The organism is Rhodococcus sp. P4_E4 (assembly GCF_056401575.1).
The window spans coordinates 240,264-256,265 of sequence record NZ_JBFUJB010000002.1 but is presented as its reverse complement, the minus strand read 5'-3'; the positions used below and the strand labels follow the sequence as shown (position 1 = coordinate 256,265).

Here is a 16,002-nt window from a genome sequence, read left to right as displayed (position 1 = left end):
CGTTGCGAACTATTTCTTTTATTGCACGGGATTAACTGGCAGAATATTTTTCTGCTGCGATTGTTACTTCCGGTGCAACTTGTAGCTTTTGGAGCAGGGACGTTATTCCACTGTAGTCCTGCACGAACAGTTCGTTGCGCGGTTCCAATGCGACATCATCGAGCATCTTCCGTCCTCCAGGTATGGCTTCAATTTCCATGATTGCTCGCCACGCGCCGAAGTCGGTCCCGCTGAACGCACGCATCGCGTCCTCGAAACCTTCCAATAAATAGCTGCGATCTCCACGATCCAGGGAATCCCAGACCAACACGGCTAGTTCCCCGGCAATCGAGGCATGGCAGTACTCGTCGCGAGCGTGCAACCGAATCGTCGCGCGGTTGATCGACTGCACGCCCGGGTCATCCGAGATCAGGTCGAGGTATGCGGTGATCGACACCTCGGCGACGGTCATGAACGCCAACTGTGTCAGGGCGATCTTGCGAGACCCCTCGGCTGCGTCGAGGGCTTGCGCCCGCGTGTGGACCGTCAGGACGTCTGGCAGTGCCTTGGCCGGAAGCGCCCAGCCCCTGCCTCGACGGGTCGCTGAACTGGCATTGAAGTGCATGAGCGTGTGATATTGCTCGTCGACCATCGCCTGATTGACGGCCACTGCAGCCCAATCTCCGAGTCCGACGCCGAGTCGGTCTTCGGCGAGAACGTCGAAGCCGGGATTGACGACGTACTTCTCGATGTCCATGACGTTCTTGTTGAACGCGATCCATGCCCAGGCTTGCAGGCGTTGCTTCTGCTCGGGACTCAATGCCAGATAGGTCGGATGCTCCGCGAACGGGAGAAGTGCTTCGGGGTAGTCGGACAACGACGAATCGAAGAGATCGTCCAGTTCCGGCTCCGCCTTCTTCACGGTTGCCCGGCGCGCCCAATTGCTCGCAAGCCGACTGACGATTGCACTCTCGACCGGATCCGAGGCGTCGTACTCCGGGAGGCTGGGCGGACTCACTCCAGGTCTCATCGTTCCCTACTCTCTGTGCCCTTCGGCAATGCGATCGAACAAGCTCTGGCACTCCGCGTTCAATTCGCCGGAGTGATCGTCGAGCGCTGCCTCGGCGGTTTTCATCAGCGTCGTGAAGTCGCCGAGCGTCTCGGCCGCCGTGTCCACCTGTGAGGTGGCATCAAACAGTGCTTTTCGTGTCGCACCTGCATGCGGATTGCCCGCTTGTACGTCCCAGTACACCTCCGGTTCGCCGCCGGCTATCCGCGCCAGGAGCGCGAGCAAGGTCCGATGCGGGGGAGGGGCGACCGCGAGGAGTTCGTCCGCAGAAACTCCGAGTTCGGCCAGGGCAACGCCGAAAGCCAGCACCGACGCGTGTGTCAGAACCTGGGTAGCCGCGGCCAACCGGTCGTGACGATCGGCGTCCATCACCGCGACCGACGCTCCCCACGAGCGCACGACGTCGAGGAATCTGGCGGACTGCGGACCGTCGACGTACGGCACTGCGATGACGGCCCGACCGCGCGGTCCGAGCGACGGACGGAACATGGGGTTGAGTCCGAGGAACTCCCCTTCTCGGCCGGCGTCGGCGATTGCTGCGTCCATCCGCGATTTGACCGACAGTGTGTCCACAACGAGAGCACCGGATGTTCGAAGGCTCGGTAGTGCGGCTAGAGCGACCTGCTCGGGAACGGCGAGCACGATGACGCTCGAGGACTCCACGTGTGCGAGGACCCGGTCACTGGGTTTCGTGATGTCTCCGACGACTACATCTCCGTCAGGATCGCTGCCTGCTGGGTCGACGACGGTGACCGTCGACCCCCCGGCGCGAAGCAGTTCGACGAACATGGATCCGACGGCACCCAGGCCGCCGACAACCGTCGCGGTGCCTGATGCCGCCGTCATGGCTGGATCTACCCGCCGTACTCGAGGACCCGCGAGGAAACCGCATCGAGCGCACGGAGCAGCGTGGACGCCTTGACCGTGGTCTCGTCGAATTCTTCTTCCGGATCGGACAACGCTGTGATGGCACCGCCGATTCCGAAGGTCACGCCGCTCTCGGTGCAGACCAGCGACCGGATCACGATCGAGAGGTCTGCGGCGCCACCGAGGGCGAAGTACCCGATCGATCCCGAGTAGACCCCACGTGGGCCTGATTCGAGGCGGTCGATGATCTCCATCGTCCGTACCTTCGGGGCGCCGGTCATCGATCCGCCGGGGAACGCGGCGCGGACACAGTCCACCGCCGACGACCCCGGGCTCAGATGTCCACGCACCGTCGACACCATTTGGTGAACGGACGAGTACGACTCGATCGCGAACAGCCTCGGAACGTGGACACTTCCCGGAACGCAGACCTTGGTGAGGTCGTTGCGAGTGAGGTCCACGATCATCAGGTTCTCGGCGCGGTCCTTCTCGCTGTCGAGCAGGTCCTGCCGTAGCGCAGCATCACGCGCTCGGGTGACGCCGCGCGGACGGGTCCCTTTGATCGGCTTGGACTCGACGTTGCCGTCCGAGTCGACACGAAGGAACCGCTCAGGCGAGGCCGAGACCACCGAGATGCCGGTGAAGTCGAGAAGTGCGCTGTACGGCGTCGGATTGATCGAGCGCAGATACTCGAACGCCTGCTGTGCATCGATCGTCTCGTCGACGCTCGCCATGTTGGTCAGACACACCTCGTAGGACTCACCTGCCCGGATCTCCGAGAGGGCCGTTCCGATCAACGACAGGTACTGATCGCGATCATGCCGAAGGCGAGCCTGCGTCCAGACGGTGTCGCTGATCAGCGGAACCGGGGTGCGTTCCGGAAGGTCCGCGCCGATCCGCGCCAAGGTGTCGACGGTCGATTCGAGCCAATCGTCATAGCCGGCGTCCCGGACTTTCTCGCGCAACCTCAAAACGTGAGTGCGGCCGACGGTGTGATCGATGACGACGGCGCGATCGGCAAACACCAGAGCGGCATCAGGAGTGGGTGCCGGATGGACTGCCCTTCCTCCGGTCTGTGCTTTCAGTTCGTAGCCGAGGTAGCCCACGTAGCCGAGGTTGAAGTCGAGTTCCGGATGCGAGGGCACGAAGCGCGTCGCGAGTTGTGCGTCCAAGTAATCGAAGAACGGAACTCGAATGTGCTCGTCGGACAAGCCTTTTCGGCTGACAGTCAGTACCTCGGCTTGCACGTCGTACGTGATGAACTCGGCCAGCGGCCCCGACGAATCGCCGAGTATCGAAAAGCGCGCACTCGGCTCTGCGGTTGCCGCGCGGTCCAGCCAGAACGCGTTCGGGCCGTCGGCGAACAGTGCTGCATAGGCCGCAGACGGGTCCACTGCAAAATCGAGAGTCACGTCGTCGACGTCGTAGTTGATCGCCGGCCGCAGGTCGGGTGTTTGCGAAGTCGGTTCGGGTCGGATCACCGAATCCAGAGTGCGTCCGACGGACAGATCGCGGAAGTTCGCGAGCAAATCTATGCCGAACTCGGTACTGATGGACTCCGGATGGAACTGAACGCCCCACATCGGCTTGGTCCGGTGCCGGACACCCATGAGCAGTCCGTCGGACGTCCACGCGGTACGAACGAAGGCGTTCGGCAGATTCTCGACGGTCAACGAGTGGTAGCGAACAGCTCGGAACGGCGACGGAAGTCCGGCAAAGATGCCCGAGCCGTCGTGATCGATCAGCGAAATTCGGCCGTGCATCGGTACGGGCGCAACGACCACGTCCGCGCCGAACAACTCGCACAGGCCCTGGTGGCCGAGACAGACACCGAGAAGTGGGAGAGGCGCTTCTTCGATGAAACGGCGGCTGATTCCGAAATCACGGTCGCGATCCGGCCGGCCGGGACCTGGGGAGATGACCACGTTGTCGTATGACGCGAGATCGATGGAATCCCAATCCGCGTCGTTGCGGACCACGGTCGGCACAACCCCGTTGACCTCGGTCAACAGGGTGAACAGGTTGTAGGTGAACGAGTCGTAATTGTCCACCAGAAGGGTGCGGGAACTCATGTCGATGATCCTGATCTCGGTCCGACGGATTCCCGAACAGTGTCCTCCTCCTCAACAGGTGCGTTGATCACCAGGTCTTCGAGTCGACAGGTCTCGGCAATCATCAGCTCGTACAGGGCGTTGAAGAAGTCGGGGGAGAGGTCGTGTCTACGGGCGAATTCACGCGCCCGCTCCTGCACGAGGCGGACGCGGCCGGGTTGCATCATCGGAACCTCGCGGGAGCGCTTCCACTCGCCGATGCGTAGGCAGAGTTCCAGCCGCTGCCGCACCGTCTCGAGAAGTAGAGCGTCGATGGCGTCGAGGTCGCGCCGGAAGCTGTCCAATCCCTCGGCCTCGTCCGGATACGACGAGGTCTGCGTGCCTGCTTCGGAACTCGTTGTGGTCAAGAACTCTTCCACGAGGCCTCCCGGTGCTCGGCGTGACGCGAGGTCGACAATGTGGTGCCCGGAACGCAACCCACCTCCGGACACCGGCACCCCGACCGACCATCGCCGTTCGGGGAGGTGTTCCACGATCGTCATTCGCCGAAACCTGCGGTGGTGCCTAATTCTGCGAAACCTGCTTGGCGGGCGAATCAGGTTGCGATGCAGGCGGGTTCGTGAGTGCCTACTTGGGGGAGACCCAGGTGGTGATTTCGGCGTGGACTACTTCCTTGCCGCCCCGGTCGAAGATCGAGATGGGAACGAGAAGTTCCGTGCCACTCTCGATCGCCGCGAAGTCCGGCAAAGTCTCGAGTCGGGCGACCGCCCGCAGGCCGGTCTCGGCCTTGGCGAGGTAGTCGACCTTCATGGACTTGGGGATCCAGCGGTGCGAGTTCGGAACCGTCGCTTCGCTCAGCATGCCCATTGCGACCTCCGCGAGATTGCATGCTGCGATCGCGTGAAAGGTGCCGAGATGGTTGTGGACGCCCCACCATTTGGGGGAGCGGACCTCGCACAGGCCCGGTTCCAACTTGGTCACCCGGGGGAGAACGGAGGCGAAGTAGGGCACGCGAATGGACATCGCCGCCGAGAAAACTGCATGTCCGAGAGCGTTGTCCGGCAATTTCTGCCATCCGCGATAGGTGGGGCTGGAAGTAGTCATCGGACTATCTTACTTCTGAGTAAGGTTGTTGTCGCGCAGCTCACTCGGAAAGGCTGGTTCGGGGGAGTTGAGGAATCGGGCCAGGTACGGCATACTGGTCGGGTTGCCTTGTCCGGGACGCGGTCGTTTGCGGCCGTGATCGGGTAAGGGTAAGACGTCACAGACGATCGATCGCAGATCCCGTCAGGGTAATCGGGTCAACGACTGTGACCATGCAAGACATGCAAGACGAGAAGTAATGCAGGACGGAAGCAGTACCTACTTTGTGTTCGACATCGAACACGTCCGGTACGCATCACGCGCCAGATGATCGAAAGATTGTCCGGCGCAGGATGAGTGAGAAGGCGACACGCCCGACCGCGTGTACCGGAGAACAATGACAAACGAACAGCGGCAGCAGATCCTGATCTGATCCGATGCTCGGTTTACCGCTAACACGGTCTTCCGAACTTTCGGACTTGGTCCCGATCGCTTCAGTGTTCGTCGTGTCATCGTCCAGGCAAGGACTGTGCAGACGAGGTAGCTCGAGCCTGACCAGGCGGGCTACGAAACGCGGCAAGAAAAGGACACTAAGCGTGGCGGGACAAAAGATCCGCATCAGGCTCAAGGCCTACGACCACGAGGCGATCGACGCGTCAGCGCGCAAGATCGTCGAGACGGTAACCCGTACGGGTGCCCGCGTCGTTGGACCTGTGCCGTTGCCGACCGAGAAGAACGTATATTGCGTCATCCGCTCGCCGCACAAGTACAAGGACTCGCGCGAGCACTTCGAGATGCGTACTCACAAGCGGCTGATCGACATTCTCGACCCGACGCCGAAGACGGTTGACGCGCTCATGCGCATCGACCTTCCGGCCAGTGTCGACGTGAACATTCAGTGACGGCGGAGACAAAAACAATGACTGATACCAAGATCAAGGGAATCCTGGGCACCAAGCTCGGCATGACCCAGGTCTTCGACGAGAACAACCGGGTTGTCCCGGTCACCGTCGTGAAGGCTGGGCCGAACGTCGTAACCCAGATCCGTACCGAAGAGCGTGACGGCTACAGCGCCGTTCAGCTCGCGTTCGGCGCCATCGACCCGCGCAAGGTGAACAAGCCGACTTCCGGCCAGTTCACCAAGGCTGGTGTGACCCCGCGTCGCCACGTAGTGGAGCTCCGCGTTGCGGACACCTCCGACTACGAGGTCGGCCAGGAGCTCACCGCCGAGGTCTTCGAGGACGGCGCATACGTCGACGTCACCGGAACCAGCAAGGGCAAGGGCTTCGCCGGAACCATGAAGCGTCACGGCTTCAAGGGACAGGGCGCGTCGCACGGTACCCAGGCTGTTCACCGCCGCCCGGGCTCCATCGGTGGCTGTGCAACTCCCGGCCGCGTGTTCAAGGGCATGCGCATGTCCGGACGCATGGGTAGCGACCGCATCACGACGCAGAACCTCTCGGTCCACAAGGTGGATGCCGAGAACGGCCTGCTGCTGATCAAGGGTGCGATCCCCGGCCGCAAGGGCGGCCTCGTGATCGTCAAGAGTGCAGTGAAGGGTGGTGCACGGGCATGACCAGCACCGAGACCAAGTTGACCCTGGACGTCAAGGTCGCCGGCGGCAAGACCAACGGCACCGTCGATCTCCCCGCTGAGATCTTCGACGCTCCGGCCAACATCGCGCTTCTCCATCAGGTTGTCGTCGCGCAGCTCGCAGCTGCTCGTCAGGGAACCCACTCCACCAAGACCCGCGGCGACGTCCGCGGCGGTGGCAAGAAGCCGTACCGCCAGAAGGGCACCGGCCGCGCACGCCAGGGCTCGACTCGCGCACCGCAGTTCGTCGGCGGCGGAACCGTTCACGGCCCGCAGCCGCGTGACTACAGCCAGCGCACCCCCAAGAAGATGAAGGCAGCCGCTCTTCGCGGAGCCCTCTCTGACCGCGCACGCAACGAGCGCATCCACGTCATCACCGAACTGGTTGCAGGGCAGACGCCTTCGACCAAGGGCGCAATCGCGTTCCTCGGCGAGATTTCGGATCGCAAGAAGCTGCTGCTCGTCGTGGGTCGCCAGGATGTAGCCGCTTGGAAGAGCGTGCAGAACCTGGAAGGCGTGCATCCCATTGCACCCGACCAGCTCAACACCTACGACGTGCTCAATGCAGACGATGTCGTGTTCAGCGTCGAGGCACTCAACGCGTTCATCCACGGGCCCGCAGAGAGCGCTCAGAACAAGGAGGACGCCAAGTGAGCACCATCGCTGACCCCCGCGACATCCTGCTCGCTCCGGTCATCTCCGAGAAGTCCTACGGACTGATCGAGGAAGGCACCTACACCTTCCTGGTGCACCCGGACTCGAACAAGACGCAGATCAAGATTGCCGTCGAGAAGGTCTTCGGCGTCAAGGTGACCAGCGTCAACACCGCCAACCGTCAGGGCAAGCGTAAGCGGACCCGATTCGGTTACGGCAAGCGCAAGGACACCAAGCGCGCGCTCGTGACCCTGTCCGCTGACAGCAAGCCCATCGAGATCTTCGGAGGACCGGTCGCGTAAGCGCCGGGACTTGACGAGACATAGAGGACGAGAAGACTCATGGCAATCCGTAAGTACAAGCCGACAACACCGGGCCGTCGTGGCTCGAGCGTCTCGGACTTCGCCGAGATCACTCGGTCGACCCCCGAGAAGTCGCTGGTTCGCCCGCTGCACGGTCGCGGTGGACGTAACGCACACGGTCGTATCACCACCCGTCACAAGGGTGGCGGACACAAGCGTGCATACCGACTGATCGATTTCCGTCGCAACGACAAGGACGGCATCCCGGCAAAGGTCGCTCACATCGAGTACGACCCCAACCGCACAGCAAACATCGCACTCCTGCATTACGCAGACGGTGAGAAGCGCTACATCATCGCCCCCAAGGGCCTGGTGCAGGGTTCACCGGTCGAGTCCGGTGCAGGCGCCGACATCAAGCCGGGCAACAACCTGCCGCTGCGCAACATCCCGACTGGTACCACCATCCACGGTGTGGAACTGCGTCCCGGCGGCGGAGCCAAGATGGCTCGTTCCGCAGGCGCCAGCATCCAGCTCCTCGGTAAGGAAGGCAGCTACGCCACGCTGCGTATGCCTTCCGGTGAAATCCGTCGCGTCGACGTGCGCTGCCGCGCATCCGTCGGCGAGGTCGGCAACGCCGAGCAGTCGAACATCAACTGGGGCAAGGCCGGCCGTATGCGTTGGAAGGGCAAGCGCCCGACCGTTCGTGGTGTCGTTATGAACCCGGTCGACCACCCGCACGGTGGCGGCGAGGGCAAGACCTCAGGTGGACGCCACCCGGTCAGCCCGTGGGGTAAGCCTGAAGGCCGTACCCGCAAGAACAAGGCAAGCGACAAGATGATCGTCCGTCGCCGCCGCACCGGCAAGAACAAGCGCTAGGAGGGAGTGAAGGATGCCACGCAGCCTTAAGAAGGGCCCGTTCGTCGATGACCACCTCCTCGCGAAGGTGGATGTACAGAACGAAAAGGGAACCAAGCAGGTCATCAAGACCTGGTCCCGTCGTTCGACAATCATCCCGGACTTCATCGGCCACACGTTTGCAGTTCACGACGGCCGCAAGCACGTCCCCGTGTTCGTTTCCGACTCCATGGTCGGACACAAGCTCGGAGAGTTTGCACCGACCCGCACGTTCAAGGGTCACATCAAGGATGATCGGAAGGCGAAGAGGCGATGAGCAACACCGAAACCGCCAACCCGACTGCCAAGGCTGTAGCGAAGCACGTTCGCGTTACGCCGATGAAGGCACGTCGAGTTGTGGACCTGGTCCGCGGGCGCTCGGTTGAAGACGCCCTGAACATCCTGAAGTTCGCGCCGCAGGCAGCGAGCGAGCCGGTCGCCAAGGTGATCGCCTCCGCAGCAGCCAACGCCGAGAACAACCTCGACCTCGACCCCAGCACGCTTGTCGTTGCTACGGCGTTCGTGGACGAGGGCGCGACCCTCAAGCGGTTCCAGCCGCGTGCACAGGGACGTGCGTTCCGTATTCGCAAGCGCACCAGTCACATCACCGTGATCGTGGAGAGCCTGCCGAAGACCGGAACATCGACCCGTAATCGCCGGAAGGGAAGTGCTCAGTAGTGGGCCAGAAAATCAACCCGCACGGCTTCCGTCTCGGCATCACCACCGACTGGAAGTCTCGCTGGTACGCAGACAAGCAGTACGCGGAGTACGTCAAGGAAGACGTCGCGATCCGTAAGCTCCTCGCCACCGGCATGGAGCGCGCAGGAATCGCGAAGGTCGAAATCGAGCGCACCCGTGACCGTGTTCGCGTGGACATCCACACTGCACGTCCGGGCATCGTCATCGGCCGCCGCGGCGCCGAAGCCGATCGCATCCGCTCCGAGCTCGAGAAGCTGACCGGCAAGCAGGTTCAGCTGAACATCCTCGAGGTCAAGAACGCAGAAGCTGAAGCACAGCTCGTCGCACAGGGTGTGGCCGAGCAGCTCTCGAACCGCGTTGCCTTCCGTCGTGCAATGCGCAAGGCCATCCAGTCGGCCATGCGTCAGCCCAACGTCAAGGGAATCCGCGTTCAGTGCTCCGGTCGTCTCGGCGGCGCCGAGATGTCCCGGTCGGAGTTCTACCGCGAAGGCCGTGTGCCGCTGCACACGCTTCGTGCGGACATCGACTACGGCCTCTACGAGGCCAAGACCACCTTCGGTCGCATCGGCGTCAAGGTCTGGATCTACAAGGGCGACATCGTCGGTGGCAAGCGTGAGCTCGCCGCCAACACGGCCGCACCGGCCGGGGATCGCCCGCGTCGTGAGCGTCCGAGCCGTCCGCGTCGTTCCGGTGCCACCGGTACCACTGCGACCAGCACCGAGGCCGGCCGCGCAGCGACCGCAACCGCCGATGCTCCCGCAACTGAACAGAATCAGGAGGGCTGACGCATGTTGATCCCACGGCGGGTCAAGCACCGCAAGCAGCACCACCCGAGCCGTTCGGGTGCCGCCAAGGGCGGTACCCAGGTGACCTTCGGTGACTACGGCATCCAGGCTCTCGAGCCTGCCTACATCACCAACCGGCAGATCGAGTCCGCTCGTATCGCCATGACTCGGCACATCAAGCGTGGCGGCAAGATCTGGATCAACATCTTCCCGGATCGCCCCCTCACGAAGAAGCCGGCCGAAACCCGAATGGGTTCCGGTAAGGGTTCGCCCGAGTGGTGGATTGCCAACGTCAAGCCCGGACGCGTTCTGTTCGAGATGACGTACCCCAACGAGGAGATTGCTCGTGAGGCCCTGCGCCGCGCGATGCACAAGCTCCCGTGCAAGTGCCGGATCGTGACCAGAGAGGAGCAGTTCTGATGGCTACTGGAACCCCAGCAGCAGAGCTCCGCGAGCTCAGTGAAGACGAGCTGGTCACCCGGCTCCGTGAGTCGAAGGAAGAGCTTTTCAACCTTCGTTTCCAGATGGCTACCGGCCAGATGGACAACAACCGACGACTGCGCACCGTTCGTCACGAGATCGCGCGCATCTACACCGTCCTGCGTGAGCGTGAGCTCGGACTCGCTGTGGGTCCGGATGCAGGTGACGCGGCATGAGTGAGGAAAAAGCAGTGAGCACAGAAGAGCGCGCGAGCCGTAAGGTCCGTGTCGGATACGTCGTGTCCGACAAGATGGAAAAGACGATCGTGGTCGAGCTCGAAGACCGCGTCAAGCACAAGCTCTACGGCAAGATCATCCGCCGTACGACCAAGGTGAAGGCGCACGACGAGAACGGCGTTGCCGGCGTCGGCGACCGCGTTCAGCTGATGGAAACCCGTCCGCTGTCCGCGACGAAGCACTGGCGTCTGGTCGAGGTCCTCGAAAAGGCCAAGTAAGCCTGATCGAATCCTCGAGCTGATCGAGTATCACCGAATGGCCCGCTTCCCCTTGGGGGAGTGGGCCATTCGGCTTTCCGGGGGCTTTCCGGGCGAAGGGTTCGAGTTGCGTCGAGTACGGCTGATTTGGTATTCGGTGAACCCTTCCCTACAATAGAACGGTTGCCTGTGGCAGAGGTGTGTCTTCACGTGCGCAGCTCGAACGGTGCTTGCAGTGATCGTCTCCCGACGTCAGTCGGTGGGACTGCAGCTCAGACACGACGCAGGTGGCAACAATGACCGCGCGCACCGGGTCGGTAATCCGTTGCGCACGAAATTCCAGGTCTAGGGAGATCAAGTGATTCAGCAGGAGTCGCGAGTTCGCGTCGCTGATAACACGGGTGCCAAGGAAATCCTTTGCATCCGCGTTCTCGGCGGTTCGTCACGTCGCTACGCCGGGATCGGTGACGTCATCGTCGCCACCGTCAAGGACGCAATCCCCGGTGGAAACATCAAGAAGGGTGAGGTCGTCAAGGCCGTCATCGTTCGCACGACCAAGGAGCGCCGTCGTCCGGACGGTTCCTACATCAAGTTCGACGAGAACGCTGCAGTGCTCATCAAGGCTGACAGTGATCCCCGTGGAACCCGCATCTTCGGACCCGTCGGCCGTGAGCTGCGCGAGAAGAAGTTCATGAAGATCGTTTCGCTTGCCCCGGAGGTGCTGTGATGAAGGTGCACAAGGGTGACACCGTTCTGGTCATCGCCGGCAAGGACAAGGGCGCGAAGGGCAAGGTCATTCAGGCCTACCCCGCGACCGACAAGGTCCTCGTCGAAGGCGTGAACCGAATCAAGAAGCACACCGCGGTTTCCGCGAACGAGCGCGGAGCATCCTCCGGCGGCATCGTCACGCAGGAAGCCCCGATCCACGTTTCCAACGTTGCAGTCGTCGACTCGGACGGAAACCCCACCCGCGTGGGCTACCGCACCGACGAAGAGTCCGGCAAGCGCGTTCGGATTTCCCGGAAGAACGGGAAGGACATCTGACATGACCTCCACCGAAAACAAGGTCCAGCCGCGCCTCAAGGCACGCTACCGCGCTGAGATCAAGGACGCGCTCAACAGCGAGTTCGACTACTCGAACGTCATGCAGATCCCCGGCGTCGTCAAGGTTGTCGTCAACATGGGCGTCGGCGACGCTGCCCGTGACGCCAAGCTGATCAACGGCGCTGTCCATGACCTGTCGCTGATCACGGGCCAGAAGCCCGAGATCCGCAAGGCACGTAAGTCCATCGCGCAGTTCAAGCTCCGCGAAGGTATGCCCATCGGCGCACGCGTCACCCTCCGTGGCGACCGCATGTGGGAGTTCCTGGACCGCCTCGTGTCTGTCGCTCTGCCCCGTATCCGCGACTTCCGCGGTCTCTCGGGCAACCAGTTCGACGGCAACGGCAACTACACGTTCGGCCTCAACGAGCAGTCGATGTTCCACGAGATCGACGTGGACAAGATCGATCGCCCCCGCGGTATGGACATCACCGTCGTGACCACCGCAACCAACAACGAAGAAGGCCGTGCACTGCTCAAGCACCTCGGCTTCCCGTTCAAGGAGAACTGAGCGCATGGCTAAGAAGGCATTGGTCAACAAGGCCAACAAGAAGCCCAAGTTCGCGGTTCGCGCCTACACCCGCTGCCAGCGGTGCGGTCGCCCGCACTCGGTGTTCCGCAAGTTCGGCTTGTGCCGTATCTGCGTTCGCGAGATGGCTCACGCCGGCGAGCTTCCCGGAGTTCGCAAGAGCTCTTGGTGATCTGAGGCCCTCGGGCTTCGTCACACCACGCATGTGAATGGACGTGGGTTGCTTTTGAAAGGCCCGGGGGTACCTTTGCAACCCACGTCCATTCGTGGTTTCCATCGAGTTGTGTATCGCGCCGATCCTGAAAAGAACTGTCCCGCTGCGACTCTGGTTGAAAGCAGTCATCGTTCGTCGATGTCGTTCTTCGGTCCCGAACGAACAGTTCAGATTTCGGGGTGCGTCGATACCTTCCCGATCAGCGACCTTCGGGTGGCGGTGGGGGAGCTGACGTGGCATCCCGGTGGACACCTGCGCCAAAGTTCCCTACACTAGAGCGGTTGCCGTGGCTGACGCATGCGTTCAGCTCGGTGCGGTAACTTACGCCGTCTGACACAAGTCGGACGGCCCAGCCGAATTGCTGGAGGCCCACGATCGGATTCGTCCGGTGTTGCATGGGAACCACAGCGAGAAAGGTGTCGAGGTCGACCTATGACCATGACTGACCCCATCGCAGACTTCTTGACGCGTCTGCGCAACGCCAACACGGCGTACCACGATGAGGTGAAGCTTCCCCACTCGAAGATCAAGGCGAACATCGCCGAGATCCTCAAGCGCGAGGGCTACATCTCCGATTTCCGTACCGAAGACGCAGAGGTCGGCAAGACCCTCATCGTCGATCTGAAGTACGGTCCCAGCCGCGAGCGTAGCCTCGCCGGCGTGCGTCGCGTTTCCAAGCCCGGTCTCCGGGTTTACGCGAAGTCCACCAACCTGCCCAAGGTCCTCGGAGGCCTCGGCGTGGCCATCATCTCCACGTCGTCCGGTCTGCTCACCGATCGCCAGGCGGCCAATCAAGGAGTAGGCGGGGAAGTCCTCGCCTACGTCTGGTAAGGGAGGCCACCACAATGTCGCGTATTGGAAAGATTCCGGTCACCGTCCCCGCGGGCGTTGACGTCACGATCAGCGGCCAGGATGTCACCGTCAAGGGTCCCAAGGGCACCCTCGCGCTGACCATCTCCGAGCCCATCGCAATCGAAAAGGCAGAGGACGGCTCGCTGAGCGTCACGCGCCCCGACGACGAGCGTCGTAGCCGCGCGCTGCACGGTCTGTCGCGGACCCTGGTTGCGAACATCATCACCGGTGTCACCGAGGGTTACACGAAGAAGATGGAGATCCACGGTGTTGGTTACCGTGTGGCACTGAAGGGCAAGGACCTCGAGTTCGCGCTCGGCTTCAGCCACCCGGTGCCGATCGAGGCTCCTGAAGGCATCACCTTCGTCGTCGAGTCGCCCACCCGGTTCTCGGTGTCCGGCATCGACAAGCAGAAGGTCGGGCAGATCTCGGCCAACATCCGTCGTCTCCGTCGTCCGGACCCGTACAAGGGTAAGGGCGTGCGTTACGAGGGTGAGCAGATCCGCCGCAAGGTCGGAAAGACGGGTAAGTGATATGAGCCAGACTGCAAACCAGAAAGCCAAGCGGATTCCGCTGGGCAAGGATGCGTCCACCAAGCGTCGTCTCTCGAAGACGCGTCGTCACTTCCGTCTCCGCAAGAAGGTCTCCGGCACGCCCGAGCGTCCCCGCTTGGTCGTCAACCGGTCCTCGCGCCACATCCACGTCCAGCTCGTGGACGACCTGGCCGGCCACACCCTGGCCTCCGCGTCGACCATCGAAGCAGACGTGCGCGTGGCAGAAGGCGACAAGAAGGCTGCGAGCGCGAAGGTCGGTCAGCTGATCGCCGAGCGCGCCAAGGCTGCCGGCGTGGAAGCAGTTGTCTTCGACCACGGCGGACACGGCTACCACGGTCGCATCGCGGCCCTGGCAGACGCGGCTCGCGAAGGCGGGTTGAAGTTCTGATGACCAACATTTTCAACGGAAGGACAGCCTGATGCCGGGACGTCAAAGGCGTGACGGCGGAAGCGGACCCGCCGGACAGAATGGCCCCAACAGCGGTGACAACAGCAACGCTCGTGGGGACAACCGTGGTGGCGGCCGTGACCGTCGCGACGGTGGCCGTGGCGGAAACGCTGCGGAGAAGTCACAGTTCATCGAGCGCGTTGTCACGATCAACCGCGTTTCCAAGGTCGTCAAGGGTGGTCGTCGCTTCAGCTTCACCGCTCTGGTGATCGTCGGAGACGGCAACGGACTGGTCGGCGTCGGCTACGGAAAGGCCAAGGAAGTTCCCGCGGCCATCCAGAAGGGTGTCGAGGAGGCTCGCAAGAGCTTCTTCCGCGTCCCGATGATCGCCAACACCATCACTCACCCCGTTCAGGGTGAGGCTGCTGCCGGCATCGTCATGCTTCGCCCGGCAAGCCCCGGTACCGGTGTTATCGCCGGTGGCGCTGTGCGCGCCGTGCTGGAGTGCGCTGGTATCGCGGACATCCTGTCGAAGTCGCTCGGTAGCGACAACGCGATCAACGTCGTGCATGCGACCGTTGCTGCGCTCAAGGGTCTGCAGCGTCCCGAGGAAGTTGCGGCTCGCCGCGGCCTCACCCTCGAAGAGGTTGCACCCGCCGGCATGCTTCGCGCTCGCGCACAGGCTGCTGGGAGTGTGAAGTAATGGCAGATCTCAAGGTCACTCAGATCAAGAGCATCATCGGGACCAAGCAGAACCAGAAGGATTCTCTGCGCACGCTCGGTCTCAAGGGCATCCGTCAGACCGTTGTTCGTGAGGACAACGCACAGAACCGCGGTCTGATCAACGTGGTGCGCCACCTCGTAACAGTTGAGGAGGTCTAACCATGACCATCAAACTGCACCACCTGCGCCCCGCTCCGGGATCCAAGTCCAACAAGATTCGTGTTGGACGCGGTGAGGGCGGCAAGCGTGGTAAGACCGCAGGTCGCGGTACCAAGGGCACCAAGGCACGTAACACCGTGCGCGTGGGCTTCGAGGGTGGACAGATGCCGCTTCACATGCGTCTGCCCAAGCTCAAGGGCTTCACGAACCCGTTCCGCACCGAGTACCAGGTCGTCAATGTCGGCGACATCGCCCGTCTGTTCCCCGAAGGTGGAGCAATCACGGTCGAGGATCTCGTTGCCAAGGGCGCAGTCCGCAAGAACCAGCTCGTCAAGGTTCTGGGCGACGGCGAACTGACAGTTGCCGTTCAGGTGACCGCCGACAAGTTCACCGGTTCTGCCAAGGAAAAGATTGCTGCTGCCGGTGGTTCCGCCACCGAGCTGTGAGTAATCACGCGTAGCTAGTCCGATGGCCGCAGCGCAGCGTTTGCTGCGCTGCGGCCATCGGCGTCTACCAGGTCTTGTCACAGATTGGTCGTGCATGCCTCGGATGGGCCAGTATTCTGGTCACCGAGTGGCAAATGTATCTTCGGC

Annotated in this window: 26 protein-coding genes; 21 read left to right on the top strand and 5 right to left on the bottom strand. The window is 62.4% G+C overall.

Annotation, left to right across the window (positions count from 1 at the left end; genetic code table 11):
* Positions 1–31: 31 nt before the first annotated feature.
* The 5 genes from AC1DVN_RS04210 to AC1DVN_RS04190 all read right to left on the bottom strand — a co-directional run bounded on the left by AC1DVN_RS04210 (position 32) and on the right by AC1DVN_RS04190 (position 5,070).
* On the bottom strand, positions 32–1,009 hold the full coding sequence (locus AC1DVN_RS04210) for a diiron oxygenase (RefSeq protein ID WP_029254911.1): 978 nt from the start codon (positions 1,007–1,009) through the stop codon (positions 32–34).
* A 6-nt stretch (positions 1,010–1,015) separates the two neighbouring features.
* On the bottom strand, positions 1,016–1,894 hold the full coding sequence (locus AC1DVN_RS04205) for a prephenate dehydrogenase dimerization domain-containing protein (RefSeq protein ID WP_020969039.1): 879 nt from the start codon (positions 1,892–1,894) through the stop codon (positions 1,016–1,018).
* An 8-nt stretch (positions 1,895–1,902) separates the two neighbouring features.
* Positions 1,903–3,987, bottom strand: coding sequence for an aminodeoxychorismate synthase component I (gene pabB / locus AC1DVN_RS04200; protein ID WP_019747550.1), 2,085 nt, complete (start codon positions 3,985–3,987; stop codon positions 1,903–1,905).
* Entirely contained in the window at positions 3,984–4,508 is a 525-nt protein-coding gene (locus AC1DVN_RS04195; RefSeq protein WP_019747551.1) for a chorismate mutase family protein, read from the bottom strand. The genes pabB and AC1DVN_RS04195 overlap by 4 nt, the downstream gene beginning before the upstream one ends.
* A gap of 85 nt (positions 4,509–4,593) precedes the next feature.
* Positions 4,594–5,070 carry a hotdog fold domain-containing protein gene (locus AC1DVN_RS04190; RefSeq protein ID WP_003940943.1) on the bottom strand — a complete coding sequence of 159 codons (477 nt, stop codon included), beginning with the start codon at positions 5,068–5,070 and terminating at the stop codon, positions 4,594–4,596.
* A gap of 575 nt (positions 5,071–5,645) precedes the next feature.
* Here AC1DVN_RS04190 and rpsJ point away from each other — a divergent pair.
* From rpsJ to rplO, 21 genes are all read left to right on the top strand, one after another.
* Positions 5,646–5,951 (top strand): 30S ribosomal protein S10, encoded by a 306-nt coding sequence (gene rpsJ / locus AC1DVN_RS04185; protein ID WP_003938093.1) that lies wholly within the window; start codon positions 5,646–5,648, stop codon positions 5,949–5,951.
* Between the two features lie 17 nt (positions 5,952–5,968).
* Complete coding sequence (rplC, locus tag AC1DVN_RS04180; RefSeq protein WP_003940826.1) at positions 5,969–6,625, top strand: 50S ribosomal protein L3; 657 nt, start codon at positions 5,969–5,971, stop codon at positions 6,623–6,625.
* Positions 6,622–7,296 (top strand): 50S ribosomal protein L4, encoded by a 675-nt coding sequence (gene rplD, locus AC1DVN_RS04175; protein ID WP_003940723.1) that lies wholly within the window; start codon positions 6,622–6,624, stop codon positions 7,294–7,296. The genes rplC and rplD overlap by 4 nt, the downstream gene beginning before the upstream one ends.
* Positions 7,293–7,598 carry a 50S ribosomal protein L23 gene (gene rplW, locus AC1DVN_RS04170; protein ID WP_003940990.1) on the top strand — a complete coding sequence of 102 codons (306 nt, stop codon included), beginning with the start codon at positions 7,293–7,295 and terminating at the stop codon, positions 7,596–7,598. Before rplD ends, rplW begins: the two co-directional genes overlap by 4 nt.
* A gap of 39 nt (positions 7,599–7,637) precedes the next feature.
* Positions 7,638–8,474, top strand: coding sequence for a 50S ribosomal protein L2 (rplB, locus tag AC1DVN_RS04165; protein ID WP_003940895.1), 837 nt, complete (start codon positions 7,638–7,640; stop codon positions 8,472–8,474).
* A 13-nt stretch (positions 8,475–8,487) separates the two neighbouring features.
* Positions 8,488–8,769 carry a 30S ribosomal protein S19 gene (rpsS, locus tag AC1DVN_RS04160; protein WP_003940820.1) on the top strand — a complete coding sequence of 94 codons (282 nt, stop codon included), beginning with the start codon at positions 8,488–8,490 and terminating at the stop codon, positions 8,767–8,769.
* Positions 8,766–9,170 (top strand): 50S ribosomal protein L22, encoded by a 405-nt coding sequence (rplV, locus tag AC1DVN_RS04155; RefSeq protein WP_003940717.1) that lies wholly within the window; start codon positions 8,766–8,768, stop codon positions 9,168–9,170. Before rpsS ends, rplV begins: the two co-directional genes overlap by 4 nt.
* Positions 9,170–9,976, top strand: coding sequence for a 30S ribosomal protein S3 (gene rpsC, locus AC1DVN_RS04150; protein ID WP_003941003.1), 807 nt, complete (start codon positions 9,170–9,172; stop codon positions 9,974–9,976). The genes rplV and rpsC overlap by 1 nt, the downstream gene beginning before the upstream one ends.
* Positions 9,977–9,979: 3 nt before the next feature.
* A complete protein-coding gene (gene rplP, locus AC1DVN_RS04145) occupies positions 9,980–10,396 on the top strand; it encodes a 50S ribosomal protein L16 (RefSeq protein WP_003940899.1) in 417 nt (138 codons plus the stop codon).
* A complete protein-coding gene (rpmC, locus tag AC1DVN_RS04140) occupies positions 10,396–10,632 on the top strand; it encodes a 50S ribosomal protein L29 (RefSeq protein ID WP_003940734.1) in 237 nt (78 codons plus the stop codon). Before rplP ends, rpmC begins: the two co-directional genes overlap by 1 nt.
* Complete coding sequence (rpsQ, locus tag AC1DVN_RS04135; RefSeq protein WP_003941020.1) at positions 10,629–10,910, top strand: 30S ribosomal protein S17; 282 nt, start codon at positions 10,629–10,631, stop codon at positions 10,908–10,910. Before rpmC ends, rpsQ begins: the two co-directional genes overlap by 4 nt.
* Positions 10,911–11,247: 337 nt before the next feature.
* Complete coding sequence (gene rplN, locus AC1DVN_RS04130; protein ID WP_003940951.1) at positions 11,248–11,616, top strand: 50S ribosomal protein L14; 369 nt, start codon at positions 11,248–11,250, stop codon at positions 11,614–11,616.
* Complete coding sequence (gene rplX, locus AC1DVN_RS04125; RefSeq protein ID WP_003941019.1) at positions 11,616–11,933, top strand: 50S ribosomal protein L24; 318 nt, start codon at positions 11,616–11,618, stop codon at positions 11,931–11,933. The genes rplN and rplX overlap by 1 nt, the downstream gene beginning before the upstream one ends.
* A gap of 1 nt (position 11,934) precedes the next feature.
* Positions 11,935–12,501 (top strand): 50S ribosomal protein L5, encoded by a 567-nt coding sequence (gene rplE / locus AC1DVN_RS04120; RefSeq protein ID WP_003940924.1) that lies wholly within the window; start codon positions 11,935–11,937, stop codon positions 12,499–12,501.
* Positions 12,502–12,505: 4 nt separating this feature from the next.
* Complete coding sequence (locus AC1DVN_RS04115) at positions 12,506–12,691, top strand: type Z 30S ribosomal protein S14 (protein WP_003940698.1); 186 nt, start codon at positions 12,506–12,508, stop codon at positions 12,689–12,691.
* A gap of 474 nt (positions 12,692–13,165) precedes the next feature.
* A complete protein-coding gene (gene rpsH / locus AC1DVN_RS04110) occupies positions 13,166–13,564 on the top strand; it encodes a 30S ribosomal protein S8 (protein ID WP_003940873.1) in 399 nt (132 codons plus the stop codon).
* Between the two features lie 14 nt (positions 13,565–13,578).
* On the top strand, positions 13,579–14,118 hold the full coding sequence (gene rplF, locus AC1DVN_RS04105; protein WP_003940970.1) for a 50S ribosomal protein L6: 540 nt from the start codon (positions 13,579–13,581) through the stop codon (positions 14,116–14,118).
* 1 nt (position 14,119) lies between these two features.
* Complete coding sequence (gene rplR, locus AC1DVN_RS04100; protein ID WP_003940996.1) at positions 14,120–14,527, top strand: 50S ribosomal protein L18; 408 nt, start codon at positions 14,120–14,122, stop codon at positions 14,525–14,527.
* A 31-nt stretch (positions 14,528–14,558) separates the two neighbouring features.
* On the top strand, positions 14,559–15,230 hold the full coding sequence (gene rpsE / locus AC1DVN_RS04095) for a 30S ribosomal protein S5 (RefSeq protein ID WP_003940718.1): 672 nt from the start codon (positions 14,559–14,561) through the stop codon (positions 15,228–15,230).
* Positions 15,230–15,409, top strand: coding sequence for a 50S ribosomal protein L30 (gene rpmD / locus AC1DVN_RS04090; RefSeq protein ID WP_003940751.1), 180 nt, complete (start codon positions 15,230–15,232; stop codon positions 15,407–15,409). The genes rpsE and rpmD overlap by 1 nt, the downstream gene beginning before the upstream one ends.
* Before the next feature lie 2 nt (positions 15,410–15,411).
* Entirely contained in the window at positions 15,412–15,855 is a 444-nt protein-coding gene (rplO, locus tag AC1DVN_RS04085; protein ID WP_477846108.1) for a 50S ribosomal protein L15, read from the top strand.
* The last annotated feature ends 147 nt before the right edge of the window (positions 15,856–16,002 follow it).

Bases quoted from the DNA above. Each gene is read 5' to 3' on its own strand.
- AC1DVN_RS04210 (WP_029254911.1), bottom strand. From the start codon at position 1,009: ATGAGACCTGGAGTGAGTCCGCCCAGCCTCCCGGAGTACGACGCCTCG.
- AC1DVN_RS04205 (WP_020969039.1), bottom strand. From the start codon at position 1,894: ATGACGGCGGCATCAGGCACCGCGACGGTTGTCGGCGGCCTGGGTGCC.
- pabB (WP_019747550.1), bottom strand. From the start codon at position 3,987: ATGAGTTCCCGCACCCTTCTGGTGGACAATTACGACTCGTTCACCTAC.
- AC1DVN_RS04195 (WP_019747551.1), bottom strand. From the start codon at position 4,508: ATGACGATCGTGGAACACCTCCCCGAACGGCGATGGTCGGTCGGGGTG.
- AC1DVN_RS04190 (WP_003940943.1), bottom strand. From the start codon at position 5,070: ATGACTACTTCCAGCCCCACCTATCGCGGATGGCAGAAATTGCCGGAC.
- rplC (WP_003940826.1), top strand. From the start codon at position 5,969: ATGACTGATACCAAGATCAAGGGAATCCTGGGCACCAAGCTCGGCATG.
- rplD (WP_003940723.1), top strand. From the start codon at position 6,622: ATGACCAGCACCGAGACCAAGTTGACCCTGGACGTCAAGGTCGCCGGC.
- rplB (WP_003940895.1), top strand. From the start codon at position 7,638: ATGGCAATCCGTAAGTACAAGCCGACAACACCGGGCCGTCGTGGCTCG.
- rpsS (WP_003940820.1), top strand. From the start codon at position 8,488: ATGCCACGCAGCCTTAAGAAGGGCCCGTTCGTCGATGACCACCTCCTC.
- rplV (WP_003940717.1), top strand. From the start codon at position 8,766: ATGAGCAACACCGAAACCGCCAACCCGACTGCCAAGGCTGTAGCGAAG.
- rplP (WP_003940899.1), top strand. From the start codon at position 9,980: ATGTTGATCCCACGGCGGGTCAAGCACCGCAAGCAGCACCACCCGAGC.
- rpmC (WP_003940734.1), top strand. From the start codon at position 10,396: ATGGCTACTGGAACCCCAGCAGCAGAGCTCCGCGAGCTCAGTGAAGAC.
- rpsQ (WP_003941020.1), top strand. From the start codon at position 10,629: ATGAGTGAGGAAAAAGCAGTGAGCACAGAAGAGCGCGCGAGCCGTAAG.
- rplX (WP_003941019.1), top strand. From the start codon at position 11,616: ATGAAGGTGCACAAGGGTGACACCGTTCTGGTCATCGCCGGCAAGGAC.
- rplE (WP_003940924.1), top strand. From the start codon at position 11,935: ATGACCTCCACCGAAAACAAGGTCCAGCCGCGCCTCAAGGCACGCTAC.
- AC1DVN_RS04115 (WP_003940698.1), top strand. From the start codon at position 12,506: ATGGCTAAGAAGGCATTGGTCAACAAGGCCAACAAGAAGCCCAAGTTC.
- rpsH (WP_003940873.1), top strand. From the start codon at position 13,166: ATGACCATGACTGACCCCATCGCAGACTTCTTGACGCGTCTGCGCAAC.
- rplF (WP_003940970.1), top strand. From the start codon at position 13,579: ATGTCGCGTATTGGAAAGATTCCGGTCACCGTCCCCGCGGGCGTTGAC.
- rplR (WP_003940996.1), top strand. From the start codon at position 14,120: ATGAGCCAGACTGCAAACCAGAAAGCCAAGCGGATTCCGCTGGGCAAG.
- rpsE (WP_003940718.1), top strand. From the start codon at position 14,559: ATGCCGGGACGTCAAAGGCGTGACGGCGGAAGCGGACCCGCCGGACAG.
- rpmD (WP_003940751.1), top strand. From the start codon at position 15,230: ATGGCAGATCTCAAGGTCACTCAGATCAAGAGCATCATCGGGACCAAG.
- rplO (WP_477846108.1), top strand. From the start codon at position 15,412: ATGACCATCAAACTGCACCACCTGCGCCCCGCTCCGGGATCCAAGTCC.